The organism is Mycobacterium sp. 852002-30065_SCH5024008, from assembly GCF_001665645.1.
GTDB lineage: Bacteria > Actinomycetota > Actinomycetes > Mycobacteriales > Mycobacteriaceae > Mycobacterium > Mycobacterium paraffinicum.
On the sequence record NZ_LZSZ01000171.1, the window covers coordinates 13,426 to 26,936 of the forward strand.

The window sequence follows — 13,511 nt, forward strand, 5'->3', positions numbered from 1 at the left end:
TACGTACCTCGTCTTTCACCACACGGAATCGCAGGTCTACCTTGAAGAAGGTTTCCGGCACGGTCCCGCGCCGGGACCGGACGAGCCCGCATGACGAGCCCGGAAGACGAGAAGGTATGACACAAACGAATCTGACGCGGCCACAGGGCCTTAACCGGATCGACCCCGTGCTCCGGGAGGCCGCCACCGCATTGGGCGTCGTCGAATTCCGCGCCGAGACACTGCCCGCCGAACGGGAGCACGCCGACCGGCTCGCAGCCGAGCGCGCCGCCGCGGTCGGCACCGCCGATGTGGCCGTCGAAACGCGCACCATCGCCGGGCCGGGCGGCCATGAGCTGAAGCTTCGCTTCTACCGGGGCCCCGACCTCGATCGAGCCGGGTCAGGTGCACCCCTTGTCCTATACGCCCACGGCGGGGGATTCGTGACCGGCAACCTGGACACCGATCATGCACCGTGCGTAGAGCTGGCCAAAGAAGGCGGATGCCTGGTGGTATCGGTGGACTACCGGCTCGCGCCGGAACACCCGTGCCCGGCTGCGTTGGACGATGTCGAGGCCGGCCTCTACTACGCCATCCGCAATTGCGCCGAGCTGAAGGTGGACGTCAACCGCATCGCCGTGATGGGCCGCGACGCGGGCGCGGCGCTGGTCGCGGGCCTGAGTCAGCGCATGTTCGATGACGAAGGCCCACAGATTCTGGTGCAGATCCTGCACCAGCCGATGCTCGATTCCGACGCCACCCAATCCCGGCGCGAGTTCCAGCGCACGCCGGGCCTCAATGGGCCGGCCGTGAGCCGGGCGTGGGGTCATTACCTCGGTCACGCGAGCGCCAACGGCCAGCACGTCCCCGCGCACCGCGCGAACCTCGAGGGCCTGCCGCCGACGTTCATCAGCTGCGCTGAGATCGATCCGTGCCGAGACGAAGCCATCGACTACGCGAACAGGCTGTTGCACGCCTACGTGCACACCGAATTGCACGTCATCGCAGCTGCATTCAACGGGTTCGACTCATTGGTTCCCGATTGGGTGGTTTCTCAGGAGAACCGGGCGCTGCACGCGCGTTCGCTGCGCCGTGTGTTCGCCATGTAACGCTGAGCAGCGCTATCGATGGAACTCCGGTATCTCTTACCGTAGTGCTCGTTGCTACCATCGAAAACGCCGGAGAACTCTCGACGAGAGGCAGCATGACCACACTCGACTCTCCCGAAAAGACGCTGTTCACCTCGACCACCCAGGCTTTTCTGGAAAAGGAAGCGCCGCTGCGGCGCGTGCGGGAGTTGCACGCCGCCGGGGTGTCGTTTGATCCGGCATGGTGGCGGCGCGCCGCGGAGCTCGGCTGGACGGGCCTCTTGGTACCGGAGGAGTTGGGCGGCGGCAGCGTCTCGGACAGCGGTTTGGCGGATCTGGCCATGGTCGCCGAACAGCTCGGCAAGACCGTGGCGCCCGGGCCGCTGTATCCGGTCAGCGTCGTACTGGCCGCGCTCGTCGAGTGTGCGGACTGGCAACCGCACACGGCCGTCATCGAGGCGCTGATGTCCGGTGAAACCGTGGCATCGTGGGCGGTTTCGGAGCCGGGCCAGGGGTGGGCGCCGCTGAATCCGTCGGTGACGGCCACCCCGACCGATTCGGGCTATCGCATCGACGGCACCAAGGACCGGGTCGAGGCCGGCGCGCAGAGCGCGGTGCTGCTGGTGGCGGCGCGCAGCGGTGAGGAGCTCCGGCAGTTTTTAGTACCCACGGACGCGCCCGGCGTCACGATCGAGCCCCAGCAGTCGGTCGACCTGGTCAAGCAATATTCCCGGGCGCATTTCGACGGTGTGATGGTGGATCGATCGGCGGCGGTCGGCACCGCCGCCGAGACGGCCACGCTGATCGACCGGCAGAGCCAAATCGCACAGACCCTGCAGTGCGCCGAGGTGGTCGGCGTCCTGCAGACGGTGTTCGACCTGACCGTCCAGTGGGCGTTGGACCGGCACACCTTCGGGCGCCCGCTGGCGTCCTACCAGGCCCTCAAGCACAAGTTCGCCGACATGAAGCTGTGGCTGGAAGCCTGCCGAGCCACCACGGCCGCGGCGGTCGCCGACGTCGCCGCCAACTCACCCGGGGCGGGCCTGTCGGCCAGCATCGCCAAGTCCTACGTGGGCGAGATGGCCGGCCAGATCGTCCAGGCCTGCGTGCAGATGCACGGGGGCATCGGCGTCACCTGGGAACACGACCTGCACCTCTACCTGCGCCGAATCACGTTGTACCGCTCCATGTTCGGAACACCGGAGGAACACAACCTGCGCGTGTATGAACACGAGAAGGCGGGTCGTTCCAACAAATGACGCCGACCGAATCCGTTACCGAGTTCGCGGCCCGGGCCAGGGAATGGCTGGCGGGCAACATGCCCCGCATCGATCCCGAGTGCCCACCGCCCGCCCCGCGCGACGACGAACGATCCTGGCTGCGGGCAAGAGAACTGCAAAAGCGGCTGTACGAAGGCGGATTCGCCGGGATCTGTTTCCCGCGCGAGTACGGTGGCCTCGGCCTGGACTACGAGTATCAGAAGGCATTCGACGCGGAGACCATCGACTATGAGATGCCGCTGATCCTCAACACCCCCACGTTCACCATCTGCTGCGCCACGCTGCTCGACACCGGCAGTGAGGATCAGAAGAAGCAACACATCGCGGCGGCGCTGCGCGGCGACGAGGTACTGGTGCAGCTGCTGTCCGAGCCGAGCGGCGGATCCGACCTGGCCGGCGTCCTGACCCGGGCCGAGCGCCAGGGCGACCGCTGGGTACTCAACGGCGCCAAGACGTGGAGCACAAGCGCGTTCGCCGCTGACTACGGACTGTGTCTGGCCCGCACCAACTGGGATGTGCCCAAGCACGAGGGCTTGACGATGTTCCTGGTGCCCATCGCTCATCCGGGAATTACGTTGCGGCGCATCACCATGCTGAGCGGTTCCACCGAGTTCTGCGAGGAGTTCCTCGACGGGGTGGACGTCGGCGACGACGCCGTCGTTGGGGAGGTCAATAACGGCTGGGCGGTGGCGTCGCGGCAGCTGTACCACGAGCGCCGGGCGGTGGGACAGGGCTCCGAATTCGCCAGTGGCAGCGGCAGCGAGGGCGGCAACGCGAATCCCGTTGACTACGTGGCCCTCATCGAGAAGACGGGTCAGGCCGGGAACGAACGCGTGCAGCAGATGGCCGGGCGCGCACTCGTACAACGTGCGGTGGCCGAGCAGCTGATCGGTCACGTCTACCGCAGCGTCCGAGATGGCACACTGCCGCCGGCCGCCGGCACACTCATCAGGCTGTTCCACGCCGAGACCGTGTTCGTGGATGTCGACACCGCCATGGCGATCGCGGGAAGTGCCGCCGTGGTCGGAGAACCCGGCGACGGCCTGGAAACCGGTCTGCGCTACCTGGCCCGCCAGACCGTCGCGATGGGCGGCGGCACCACGGAGATGGCGCGCAACGTCATCGGCGAGCGGGTGCTTGGCTTTCCGCGGGAATACGCAGCCGACCGGGGCGTGCCGTTCAAACAGGTGCGGCACGGCCGGCGATCCGACCGGCCCTAGCCCTCGGCGACGAGATTCTCGGCGAGCCCGCCGGCCACTGGGAGTTGTACCAGCGACAAGACATGGTGCGCCGGGCTCCCCGGCGGGGCCACCAGCACATACTCACTGCCCTGTCGTTGTGCGCGGTCGCGCGCGGCCGCCAGCGCGCTGACGCCGGCCGACCCGAGCTGGGTAACGGCGCTGAGATCGATGGTCAACGGCGCTACGCCGGAACGGCTTTCGACCGCGATCTGGCGATCCAGTGTGGAGGCGGTGGTGGAGTCGACGTCGCCGCTGACGACGATGCGGCCCGGTTCGGTGACCACGGAGACGAATTCGGAGTTCGTCGACCGCTGCTGCCGATCGGCCCGGCTGACGAGTGTGTCCGTGACGAAATTGGCGGGCCGCGACAGGCGGTGCGTCAAGCTGGCGGTGGTTCCGCCGGGCCCGTGAGTGACTTGGGCACTGGATACCAGGGCTTCGGCCATGGCAAGGCCGCGGCCGCGACCCTGCTCGCCTTCGCGATGATCCTTCCACTGCCCATGGTCGATGACCGACGCGTACAGGTTGCCGTCTCCGGCCAGCGACGCCTCCACGACGACCCCGTCGGGAACCTCTGTGGCGTAACCGTGTTCGACCGCATTCTCGACGAACTCCGAGATCGCGTGCACGATGTCGGAAATGTCATCGGGGGCGGCGCCGACCTCGGAGAGCCACTGACGCAGGCGGGAGCGAATCGCGCGTGCGGCATGAATCGTTGCATCCAGCGTCATCTGGAGCGGTGGTGGCGGTGTACGCCGTTGCGCCGCAAGCAGTGTGATGTCGTCGCTGTAGCCGGTTGACCGCAGCAGCAGTTCCAGCGTCTCCGAACAGATGCGGTCGATGGGCCGCCCCCAGGACTCGATCACGAACCCGCCCTGGCCACCGGCGATGTTGGCTGCCAAGTCGGCGAATTCGGCGGTGCTGGCCACCAGCGGCCGGCCGGGACGTTCGATAAGACCGTCGGTGTAGAGCATGACCGCGTCGCCCACGCCCAGGAATTCGGTGCGCACCGGGAAACCGGTGCCGCTGCCCAGCGGACCGGCGCCGGACGGCTCAAGGTAACGCGAATCGCTGTCCGAACCGACGAGCAGCGGCGGCGGGTGCCCGGCCGTGCAGTACTGGAATTCACCTGTGCCGAAGTCGAGCGACCCCACGCACACGGTGGCCGACCTCGAGCCGGGCACATGTTCGTGGAAGCGGTCGACCGCCGCCAGCGCCTCGGCGAGCGGGTATCCCGCCACAATCTGCATCCGCAGCGCCGTGCGCAATTGCGACATCACCGCGGCCGCCTCGACGCCATGGCCGACGACGTCGCCGACGATGAGCACCAGCCGATCCCCAAGGGGGATCGCGTCAAACCAGTCGCCACCGGCGGCCGTGTCCTCCGCGGCGACGAGGTATTCGGCGGCCACGTCGGCGCCCGGAACGACGGGTACCGACGGCGCCAACAGTGCCTGCTGCATGACGGTGGCCGAGTCGCGCACGTTGCGGTACCGCTCGGACAACTCCTGCATGCGCGACTCGGCGGCCAGCCGCGCCCGCACCCGGTCGGTCACGTCGACGAAGGCGAGCTGTACCCCCTCGATCGAGCCGTCGTCGCCGCGCCGCGCCGTGACGATGAAGTCGAAGAAGTGCTCTTGTGCCGTCCCCGAGCCCTCGAAGTCGGCTTGTACCCGCCACTCGCTTCCCGATTGCGGTTCGCCCGTCTCGTAGACCCGGTCGAACATTTGCAAGATCTGCTGGCTCTCCAGCTCGGGGTAGACCTCCCGCACCAGGAGCCCGATGCTGTCGATCGGCGGACTGAGCGCTCGGTAAGCGGCGTTGACCGCGACGAATCGGTGGTCGGGCCCTTCGAGGCCAACCAAAAGCGCGGGGACATTCTCGAAAATGCGGCGGACGTCGTCGGCCGCGCCCACGGTCTTGTCCCAGTTTCTTTCGGCCGCCATTGACCGTTCCTCCTACGGACCCCTTCTCGGGCTGAGTCCCGCAAGCTGGTCACAAAGCGCTGAGCACTCGCCAGGCACAGACAGTAAGAGTATCAATGGCAGTCGCATGCTCGATGCAACAGTTTCCCAGCGTGGCGCGGGCCGGCTCGAGCTCGGCAATTTAACCAGGACGGTTTGTAATTAATCAGCGTGGGTACCACGCTCGCATGGTCAATGTCGTCCCGCGGCGGTCGATCTCGATTTGGCGAAGCATCGTGACCTCACCGGTGCTCACCCTGAACGGCTGGGTTGCCTTCAACCTGCCGCGAACGGTGACCGCGTTGGGCGGCTCGCTGTTGGTGGGCCTGGTGGCGGTGCATGCCTACGTTTGGATCAGGGAACCGGGCGTTCCCTGGTCCTTCGCCGTCTACTCGGCTTTGCTGGCAGTCTGTTGCCTGACGGCCGCGGCCGCGATGATGTTCGCCTTCAAACCGCGTGTGCCACAGGCGGGGTGGTACCTCGGCAGCTTGGTCTGCCTGGCTTTCCTGGCGGTCTACCTGGTCAGCCGCTGGGTCAGCCTGCCGGGGCTGGAGTCGCTGACCGGCCAATGGGATCTGGCGCCGGGCACATTCGCTTTGGTGTTCGCCGCCGCGTTCATCGCGGTGCACACGACGGTGCTGTCCGGCGTCAACGTGGCCTACCCGCAACGGCAGCAGTGGTACGACTGACTGGAGCCCAGGCATGACGACACTCGACTACCCGGCGTGGCTGCGAGTGGACCATTGGCTCAACGTCCTGTTCGTCACCCTGATCATCCGCAGCGGCATCGAGATCCTCGGCACCCACCCGAAGTTGTATTGGCACGACGACAGCAAACCTGGCAGCGAATGGGCGCGCTTCACCCGCAAGGTCATGCCGCGCAACCGGTTATACGACACCCTCGACGAAGAAGAGTCCTACAGCTCGCTCGTTGCGCTGCCCGGTCACAAGAAATTGGGTATGGGTCGGCATTGGCACTTCTTCACGGTGATCTGCTGGATTCTGCTCGGGTTCTCCTACTACGTCCTGCTATTCGCGACTGGCCAATGGCATCGATACTGGCCTTATTCGTGGTCGATTTTTCCCGAGGCGGCCAATGACATCGTCACGTACATGTCGTTCAACCTGCCGCCGCTGCTCCCCGGCGAGCCGTTGGACGCCATTCAGAAGCTGACCTATGCGGGGGTCGTGTTCATCCTCGCGCCATTCCAGATCCTGACTGGGGCCGCGCAGTCGCCGGCGATCGAGGCGCGCTTTCCCTGGTATGTGCGGATGTGGGGCGGCCGGCAGTGGGCTCGAAGCCTGCATTTCCTGGGGTTGGTGGCCTTTGTCGTCTTCATCCTGATCCACCTGTCGATGATCTTCTTCTGGGGCTGGGGCCAACTGACGGCGTCGATGATCTTCGGCTCCGTGCGCAACATCAATTGGGCGACGGCGTGGTCGCTGATGATCATCGGAGCGATCGTCGCCGTCCACGTCGCCGCCACCAAATGGAGCCTCCGCCATCCCGTGCAGGTGCACCGCATACTCGGCGCCGTGGTTACCGGTGCCCGGCTGCTCTTGCTGCGTCCGCTGAACTCCCGGCAGGACTATCCGGTCCGCAAGTTGACCAAAGATCACCGGGTGAACGGAAAGCCACCCGCCAGTGCGGAATACAAAGTGATGGCGGTCCACAACTTCGTCGACTGGCGGCTACCGGTCGGTGGGCTCGTCGAAAATCCAGTGACGTTGGACTTGGCCGCGTTGCGAGCGCTGGGCGAGCGGCAGACGCAGCGGACGATGCACAACTGCGTGCAAGGCTGGACCAGTATCGGCGAGTGGAGCGGAATTCTGCTGGCCCAGCTGGCGGATGTGGTGCGGCCGTTGCCGCAAGCCAAATACATCTGCTTCCTCAGCATGCAGGAGACTGGGCGTGACGAACCCGCGGCAGAGAGACCGGGGGGCCAATTCTACGAGGTGATGGACCTCGAACTCGCTTACAAACCGCAGACGCTGCTGGCGTATGAGATGAACGGGCGGCCGTTGCCCATCAAACATGGCGCACCGCTGCGATTGCGGGTGGAGACGCAGGTCGGATTCAAGATGGTCAAGTGGATCAACGGGATTGAGTTCATCAACGATTATTCCGGCATCGGTAAAGGTCTGGGTGGCTGGCGTGAGGACCATGTCCACTACGACAAAGACGTGGAGATTTGACATGACCGATGGCGATCCGATGGTGCGGCCGGAACTATTCGCCCTGAATTCCGCTGCGCAGCATCGTGTTATGGAAAATATTTCCGCCAAGGGCGGTCACTGCGAGGCGTGCGGCGGAACCGAGTTCGAGGTCGGGCACGCCTTATATCTGGGATTTCTGTTCCTCAACGAGGACGACGACGCCTACATGGTGGCGCTGACGTGCCGCAATCCGGATTGTCCGAAGCCGCGCACCGGAATCGTGTTGCCGGAGAGGGACTTTCTCAGCCTGGGAACCTCGGCTTCGGAGAACGCGACCGCATCCTGAGGCGGCGGCGTCCCTTTGCCGGCGCGATCTGATCGCCGGGCAGCGCCGGGCGCGGCAGCCCGAACCTTTCGGCGATACCGGAAACCCCGCGGAGATCCTCACATAGCGACCGGAACCGGCGCTCGTCCGTGTCCTCGAGCAGACCGAGCGAGCTGTAGTGCACCAGGCGGGGTAGCCGCCCAGCCAGTGCCGCGCCCCAACGGACGCTGAAGTCGTAAAGTTCGCCGTCGTCGACCGAATCCTTTCGGCCCAAAACCTCGAGGGCCGCAATTTCCTCGGCGAGAAACTCGACGTCGGCGTCGATGCTGACCGGTGCCCGGCCTTCCGATGCCACGCTCATCTGTCCTCCCGTCCCTCTGATCCCGCAAGGGCGGGTACCCAGTTTCATCGGCGCCATCGCGCTCAGCCCGCTGGGAGGAAGAATTTGGCGCTGCAGGGTGTGCGCCGAACAGCTCAGGCTGAGACGGGTTTCTTAGCCGGCGCCGACACCTTCATCAGCTTCATCAGGTTGCCGCCCATGATCTTTGCGATGTCCGCCTCGTCGAAGTCGGTGAGCTCGTCGACGAAGGAGATGGGGTCCTTCAGGCCTTCGGGATGCGGCCAGTCCGAGCCGAACAGCACTCGGTCGGTACCCACCATCTTGACGATCTCGGTGAACCGGTCCTCCCAGAACGGGGTGATGTAGACGCAGCGCTTGAACGCCTCGATGGGATCCTCGCTGAAGGACTGCGGCATCTTCTTGTAGACGCCCTTGAGGCCCTTGAACAGGTCCGGTACCCAGTCGGCGCCGTTTTCGATCGACAAGATCCGCAGCTCGGGGTTGCGAGACAGCGCGCCGTGGCAGACCAGCGCACCCATCGCGTCCAGGATCGGCCGGTGGCCCATCGCGAAGCTCCGGAACGCGGTCGGCTTGAACGGCAGGAACTCGTCGCCCGGCTCCCACACGTTCGCGAATTCCGAGTAACCGCTGTCCGAGGCGTGCATCGAGACCGGGAGTTCGGCCTTGACGCAGGCCTGCCAGAACGGGTCGAACTCCTCGAGGCCGAACGAGCGGCTGCCCTTGAAGCCGGGCACCGGCGCGGGCCGGACCAGCACCGTGCGGGCACCGCGCTCCAGGACCCACTCGAGTTCTTCGAGCGCCCGCTCGACGATGGGCAGGGTGATCACCGGGGTGGCGAAGATGCGGTCCTTGTAGTTGAACGACCACTGCTCATACATCCATTCGTTGAGCGCGTGGATGACGTCGTGGGTCATCTCCGGGTCGTCCTTCATGCGCTCTTCGACCAGGCTGGCCAGCGTCGGGAACATCAGGGCGTAGTCGATGCCGAGCTCGTCCATGACCTCCAGCCGCGCGCCGGGTTCGCGGAAGGCGGGGATGGCCTTCATGGGCTCGCCCAGGATCTCCCGGTAGCTCTTGCCCTGCGCGCCGTTGCGGAAGTAGTCCTCCTGGGCGCCCGGCTTGGCGACCTTCTCGAAGGTCGGGTTCGGGATGTACTCGCTGATGTGGCCGCGCACCACGATCTTGGTGCGACCGCGCACCTGCACGTAGTCGATGACGTTCTTGCGCTTCTCGGGAAGGTACTTGGTCAGCGCCTCTTGCGGCTCGTACATGTGGTTGTCCGCGTCGAACACGGGGAAGGAAAGTTCGCGAGACGGCATGGCGATCTCCTTGCGGAAGTACTCGGGTTCTCTGTAGGTGGTAATGACGTTACCACTTTGGCCCCGTCGCGTGTAGCGCCGCCAGTCGGCTCGGTCGCCGCGCTGGCGTGACGTTCGTCGTCGGCGGCTAAGCGTCCGGCCAGTTGGGAAGCTTCGGCGTCGCCCCGTTAATGACGGCGAAATTCACCGTCGCGGTCGCGGCGAGCTCATCGTCGGCCTCGCCGTAGATGTCCACCTGCATCACCATCGCCCGTCGCCCGGACCGCAGCATCCGGGGCACGGCGAAGGCGGAGCCCTGCCGGATCGGGCGCAGGTAACGAATGAAGAGGTCCGCCGTCGTCATCGTCGTGTCCGGCTGCAGGTAGTCCAGCCCGAATTGTCCGCCCGCCACGTCGACGAGTGTCGCGACCAGGCCGCCCTGCAGTGCGCCGGAAGTGTTGACGACGGCCGGGCTGACCGGCATCGTCATCGCGAATTCGCCATCGCGGGTTCCCGGCCGCATGCCGATCTGCGCGAACAGTTCGCTCAGCGACGGCGTGCTCGAATCTTCGTCGCCGTCCCGGATACCCAGAGCGCGACTGCAGAAGTCATACAGTTGACCGACGTCGACCGGAGCTCCGTTCAATTCCGTTCCCAGCCAATGCAATCGCTGTGCCCCCATCACCGTCTGCATGACGATGGCGGCCGCCGCCCCGACGTCCACTCCCGGGTTGAAGACGCCCTCGGTGATGCCCTGGCCCACGATGTCGCGAATGAGTCGATGCAAGGGTGAGAGCACTCGGGCGTAGTCGCGTGGACGGGTCTCGGCCAGATGTTGGTTATAGAGGGTCAACGCGCGATTGAGGCTGTCTTGGGTGGTCGATTCCGGTTGCTGGCTGATGCGATCGATCACCAGCTTCAGCGCCGCGGTGCTGTCCAGCCCGTCGGTCTCGGCGCGCCACGTCTGAACCGATTGGGCGATGGTCCGGTCGAACAGCGCGAGCAGCAGCTCGTCTTTGCTGCTGAAATGCTGGTAAAAGGCGCGCAGCGACGTTTTGGAGCGGGCGACGACCTCCTGCACGGTGAAGTCGGTGCGTCCCGTCTCGCCCAATATCTCGACGGCCGTTTTGATGAAGCGGTCGCCGCGGGTCACTTCGACGTCGTCGCCAAGGTCGGTCATGAGCGATTCGTCCCCTTCCTTGGCGCGGTGCGCGCTATGAGAATGAGGTTACCGTGGGCACCCGGTGTATCCGAGAAACCGTGGTTTCCGTCCCGTTCGTGGTTCCGGGCAGGCGCGCGTCGTATCGGCGGCGTGCTGTCACGATCCGCTCTACCAGCCGCGATTCAGGGATTAGGCTGCTGGAATGACAGCGAGCGTGTCCGGGAAGGTTGCATTCGTCACCGGCGGCGCGTCTGGCATCGGCGCGGCGTTGACCACTGCGCTGGTCGACGGGGGCGCCGAGGTCTGGATCGCCGATCGGCAGATCGGCCCTGCGCGGGAGTTCGCGCAACGCCTCAGCAGCGGCGGTGGTAAGGCGCACGCGACCGAGCTTGATGTGCGCGACTACCCATCGTTTGAGCGCGCCGTCGCCGAGGCGGTGCAGCAATCCGGGCGGATCGACTACTTGTTCAACAATGCCGGCATCGGAGTCGCCGGTGAGGTCGACAAATACACGCTCGACGACTGGAACGACGTCTTCGACGTGAACCTGCGCGGTGTCGTGCACGGTATCCAAGCGGTGTATCCGATCATGATCCGGCAGCACTCCGGTCGTATCGTGAACACGGCCTCCATGGCCGGTCTCATGACGACCGCGGGCCAGGCAAGCTACACCGCCACCAAACACGCCGTCGTCGCGTTGTCGAAATCGTTGCGGCTAGAGGCCGAGCGCCACGGGGTGCAGGTCTCGGTGCTCTGCCCCGGAGTGATCCGGACCCCGATACTTACCGGCGGCAAGTACGGACGGACTGATATGGCGGGCATCAGCAACGAGGAAATCCTCGATATGTGGGAGCGGCTGCACCCGCTGGCGCCTGAAAAGTTTGCCGAGCGCGCGCTTCGCGCCGTGTTGCGAGGAGACGCGATCATCGTGGTGCCCGCGTGGTGGAAGGCGTTTTGGTACCTCGAGCGGCTCTCGCCCGCGTTGTCGATGCGAGCCGCAAAAGGAATGCTCAAGCGCGTTCGTGCAATGGAGCAGGCCTCGGCGCCGTCGGCGGGTTGACGATCGGCCTGGGCGCCGCAATGACCTTTGCGCCGTGCCGATGGTCGATCCCAAACCTGGTGTGTGACTGAGGATTACGACGAAATCGCGATGGACTTGGGTTCCAGGTAGCTGTCGATTCCCTCGGGTCCCAGTTCCCGACCGTAGCCGCTGCCCTTGACACCGCCGAACGGAGCGAACGGGTCCATGGTGTAGCCCTGGTTGATCCCGAGGGTGCCGCTGCGCACCCGGGCGGCGATCGACAGAGCCCGCTCGGTGTCAGCGCTCCATACCGATCCGGCCAGGCCGTAGTCGGAGTCGTTGGCGATTGCGACCGCGTCGTCCTCGTCGCGATAGGGGATGACGGTGAGCACGGGGCCGAAGATCTCTTCGCGGGCGATGCGCATGCCGTTATCGGCGGAAGCGAAGAGGGTCGGCGCGACGTACCAGCCGCGGTCGAGGCCGTCTGGCATGTGAGCCCCGCCGGTGACGAGCTGCGCGCCTTCGTCCTGGCCGATCTGGATGTAATTGCGGACGCGATTCTGTTGGCGGCGGGACACCAGCGGGCCCAGCTGGGTGCCCGGGTCGCTGGGATCACCCACCCGCAGACTGGTCATCTCCGCTGCGAGTGCGTCGACATACTCGTCGTGTCGGTGCTGGGGGACCAGCAGGCGGGTCAAGGCGTTGCAGATTTGCCCGCTGTTCGACAGGCTGGCCGACCGCACTCCGGTGGCGACCGTCTCGGGTGCGGCGTCATCGAGGACGATGGCGGCCGATTTGCCGCCGAGTTCCAGACTGACCTTCGTGAGGTTCGCCGCGCACGCGGCCGCCACGGCCCGCCCCGCGGCCGTCGATCCGGTGAACGACACTTTGTCCACCCCGGGGTGCGACACCAGGAGTTCGCCGACGGCGCTGTCGCCGGGCAGGAAACTGACCACGCCGGGCGGCAGGTCGATTTCATCGAGAATCTGCGCCAAAAGCAATGCGTCCAAGGGTGATTCGGGCGCGGGCTTCAGCAGGACCGCGCACCCGGCGAGCAGCGCGGGCACCAGTTTGGTGGTGATGAGGAATTGGGGCATGTTCCACGGCACGATCGCGGCGACGACGCCAACGGGTTCCTTGTGCACCTGCACGTCGGCACCGAAGAAGCCGCGGCGCGACTCCTTCCAGGTGTGGCGCTCGGCCAGGTCGCAGAATGCGCGCATCATCATCGCGGGCAGGCCGACTTGGGCGCGCTGGGCGAAGGTGATGGGAGCGCCGATCTCGGCCGTGATGATGCCGGCCATCTCCGCGCGCCGCTGGTCGTAGGCGTCGGCGAGTCCCCGGATCGCGGCGATCCGCTCGGCGGGGGTGGTGCGGCTCCAGGCTCCCGAGTCGATCGCCGCGCGTGCGGCCTTGACCGCCGCCTCGACGTCCGCGGGTTCGGCAGCGGCCACCTCGGCGATGGATTCCTCGGTGTGTGGGGATATGACCTCGAATACCCCACCGTGCGACAGCACCGAGCGGCCCGGAGCGATCCGCAACCCATGGTCTTGCTCCATCGAAAGACTCCCATCGGCAATATCAACTACTTGCGATTATGTCGTGGAGCATATACCGTCGGCCCCGACGGGGTCC

At 65.7% G+C, this 13,511-nt stretch carries 12 protein-coding genes; 7 read left to right on the forward strand and 5 right to left on the reverse strand.

What is annotated here, in order from left to right:
- Positions 1 to 116: 116 nt before the first annotated feature.
- From A5781_RS21070 to A5781_RS21080, 3 genes are all read left to right on the forward strand, one after another.
- Positions 117 to 1,088, forward strand: a complete 972-nt coding sequence (locus A5781_RS21070; protein WP_067211290.1) for an alpha/beta hydrolase — start codon at positions 117 to 119, stop codon at positions 1,086 to 1,088.
- A gap of 95 nt (positions 1,089 to 1,183) precedes the next feature.
- Positions 1,184 to 2,326 carry an acyl-CoA dehydrogenase family protein gene (locus tag A5781_RS21075; protein ID WP_067211293.1) on the forward strand — a complete coding sequence of 381 codons (1,143 nt, stop codon included), beginning with the start codon at positions 1,184 to 1,186 and terminating at the stop codon, positions 2,324 to 2,326.
- The gene (locus A5781_RS21080; RefSeq protein ID WP_067211296.1) at positions 2,323 to 3,567 is read left to right on the forward strand and encodes an acyl-CoA dehydrogenase family protein; all 1,245 of its coding nucleotides are present in this window, start codon (positions 2,323 to 2,325) and stop codon (positions 3,565 to 3,567) included. Before A5781_RS21075 ends, A5781_RS21080 begins: the two co-directional genes overlap by 4 nt.
- Here A5781_RS21080 and A5781_RS21085 read toward each other — a convergent pair.
- Positions 3,564 to 5,534 carry a SpoIIE family protein phosphatase gene (locus A5781_RS21085; RefSeq protein WP_067211300.1) on the reverse strand — a complete coding sequence of 657 codons (1,971 nt, stop codon included), beginning with the start codon at positions 5,532 to 5,534 and terminating at the stop codon, positions 3,564 to 3,566. The genes A5781_RS21080 and A5781_RS21085 overlap by 4 nt on opposite strands.
- 206 nt (positions 5,535 to 5,740) lie before the next feature.
- Between A5781_RS21085 and A5781_RS21090 the strand changes: the two genes are divergently transcribed.
- Genes A5781_RS21090 through A5781_RS21100 form a run of 3 tightly spaced genes read left to right on the forward strand, consistent with a single transcriptional unit; the run spans position 5,741 to position 8,055 of the window.
- Positions 5,741 to 6,241, forward strand: coding sequence for an oxidoreductase (locus tag A5781_RS21090; protein ID WP_067211303.1), 501 nt, complete (start codon positions 5,741 to 5,743; stop codon positions 6,239 to 6,241).
- A gap of 13 nt (positions 6,242 to 6,254) precedes the next feature.
- Complete coding sequence (locus A5781_RS21095) at positions 6,255 to 7,748, forward strand: molybdopterin-dependent oxidoreductase (protein WP_067211306.1); 1,494 nt, start codon at positions 6,255 to 6,257, stop codon at positions 7,746 to 7,748.
- A 1-nt stretch (position 7,749) separates the two neighbouring features.
- Positions 7,750 to 8,055 carry a hypothetical protein gene (locus A5781_RS21100; RefSeq protein WP_067211309.1) on the forward strand — a complete coding sequence of 102 codons (306 nt, stop codon included), beginning with the start codon at positions 7,750 to 7,752 and terminating at the stop codon, positions 8,053 to 8,055.
- On the opposite strand, the gene A5781_RS21105 is transcribed toward A5781_RS21100, so the two are convergent.
- The 3 genes from A5781_RS21105 to A5781_RS21115 all read right to left on the reverse strand — a co-directional run bounded on the left by A5781_RS21105 (position 8,012) and on the right by A5781_RS21115 (position 10,873).
- On the reverse strand, positions 8,012 to 8,395 hold the full coding sequence (locus A5781_RS21105; RefSeq protein ID WP_082939464.1) for a hypothetical protein: 384 nt from the start codon (positions 8,393 to 8,395) through the stop codon (positions 8,012 to 8,014). The two genes, A5781_RS21100 and A5781_RS21105, sit on opposite strands and share 44 nt — an antisense overlap.
- A gap of 113 nt (positions 8,396 to 8,508) precedes the next feature.
- Positions 8,509 to 9,714: an amidohydrolase family protein gene (locus tag A5781_RS21110; protein WP_067211313.1), complete on the reverse strand. Its 1,206-nt coding sequence runs from the start codon at positions 9,712 to 9,714 to the stop codon at positions 8,509 to 8,511.
- 127 nt (positions 9,715 to 9,841) lie between these two features.
- On the reverse strand, positions 9,842 to 10,873 hold the full coding sequence (locus A5781_RS21115; RefSeq protein WP_067211317.1) for a hotdog fold thioesterase: 1,032 nt from the start codon (positions 10,871 to 10,873) through the stop codon (positions 9,842 to 9,844).
- A 184-nt stretch (positions 10,874 to 11,057) separates the two neighbouring features.
- Between A5781_RS21115 and A5781_RS21120 the strand changes: the two genes are divergently transcribed.
- On the forward strand, positions 11,058 to 11,915 hold the full coding sequence (locus A5781_RS21120) for an SDR family oxidoreductase (protein WP_067211321.1): 858 nt from the start codon (positions 11,058 to 11,060) through the stop codon (positions 11,913 to 11,915).
- 74 nt (positions 11,916 to 11,989) lie between these two features.
- Here the strand turns inward: A5781_RS21120 and A5781_RS21125 are convergent, their stop codons facing one another.
- Positions 11,990 to 13,435, reverse strand: coding sequence for an aldehyde dehydrogenase (locus tag A5781_RS21125; RefSeq protein WP_067211324.1), 1,446 nt, complete (start codon positions 13,433 to 13,435; stop codon positions 11,990 to 11,992).
- Positions 13,436 to 13,511: the final 76 nt, after the last annotated feature.

Coding starts and splice junctions, on each gene's coding strand:
- A5781_RS21070 (WP_067211290.1), top strand. CDS start 117: ATGACACAAACGAATCTGACGCGGCCACAGGGCCTTAACCGGATCGAC.
- A5781_RS21120 (WP_067211321.1), top strand. CDS start 11,058: ATGACAGCGAGCGTGTCCGGGAAGGTTGCATTCGTCACCGGCGGCGCG.
- A5781_RS21105 (WP_082939464.1), bottom strand. CDS start 8,395: ATGAGCGTGGCATCGGAAGGCCGGGCACCGGTCAGCATCGACGCCGAC.
- A5781_RS21090 (WP_067211303.1), top strand. CDS start 5,741: ATGGTCAATGTCGTCCCGCGGCGGTCGATCTCGATTTGGCGAAGCATC.
- A5781_RS21125 (WP_067211324.1), bottom strand. CDS start 13,435: ATGGAGCAAGACCATGGGTTGCGGATCGCTCCGGGCCGCTCGGTGCTG.
- A5781_RS21085 (WP_067211300.1), bottom strand. CDS start 5,534: ATGGCGGCCGAAAGAAACTGGGACAAGACCGTGGGCGCGGCCGACGAC.
- A5781_RS21095 (WP_067211306.1), top strand. CDS start 6,255: ATGACGACACTCGACTACCCGGCGTGGCTGCGAGTGGACCATTGGCTC.
- A5781_RS21100 (WP_067211309.1), top strand. CDS start 7,750: ATGACCGATGGCGATCCGATGGTGCGGCCGGAACTATTCGCCCTGAAT.
- A5781_RS21110 (WP_067211313.1), bottom strand. CDS start 9,714: ATGCCGTCTCGCGAACTTTCCTTCCCCGTGTTCGACGCGGACAACCAC.
- A5781_RS21075 (WP_067211293.1), top strand. CDS start 1,184: ATGACCACACTCGACTCTCCCGAAAAGACGCTGTTCACCTCGACCACC.
- A5781_RS21115 (WP_067211317.1), bottom strand. CDS start 10,873: ATGACCGACCTTGGCGACGACGTCGAAGTGACCCGCGGCGACCGCTTC.
- A5781_RS21080 (WP_067211296.1), top strand. CDS start 2,323: ATGACGCCGACCGAATCCGTTACCGAGTTCGCGGCCCGGGCCAGGGAA.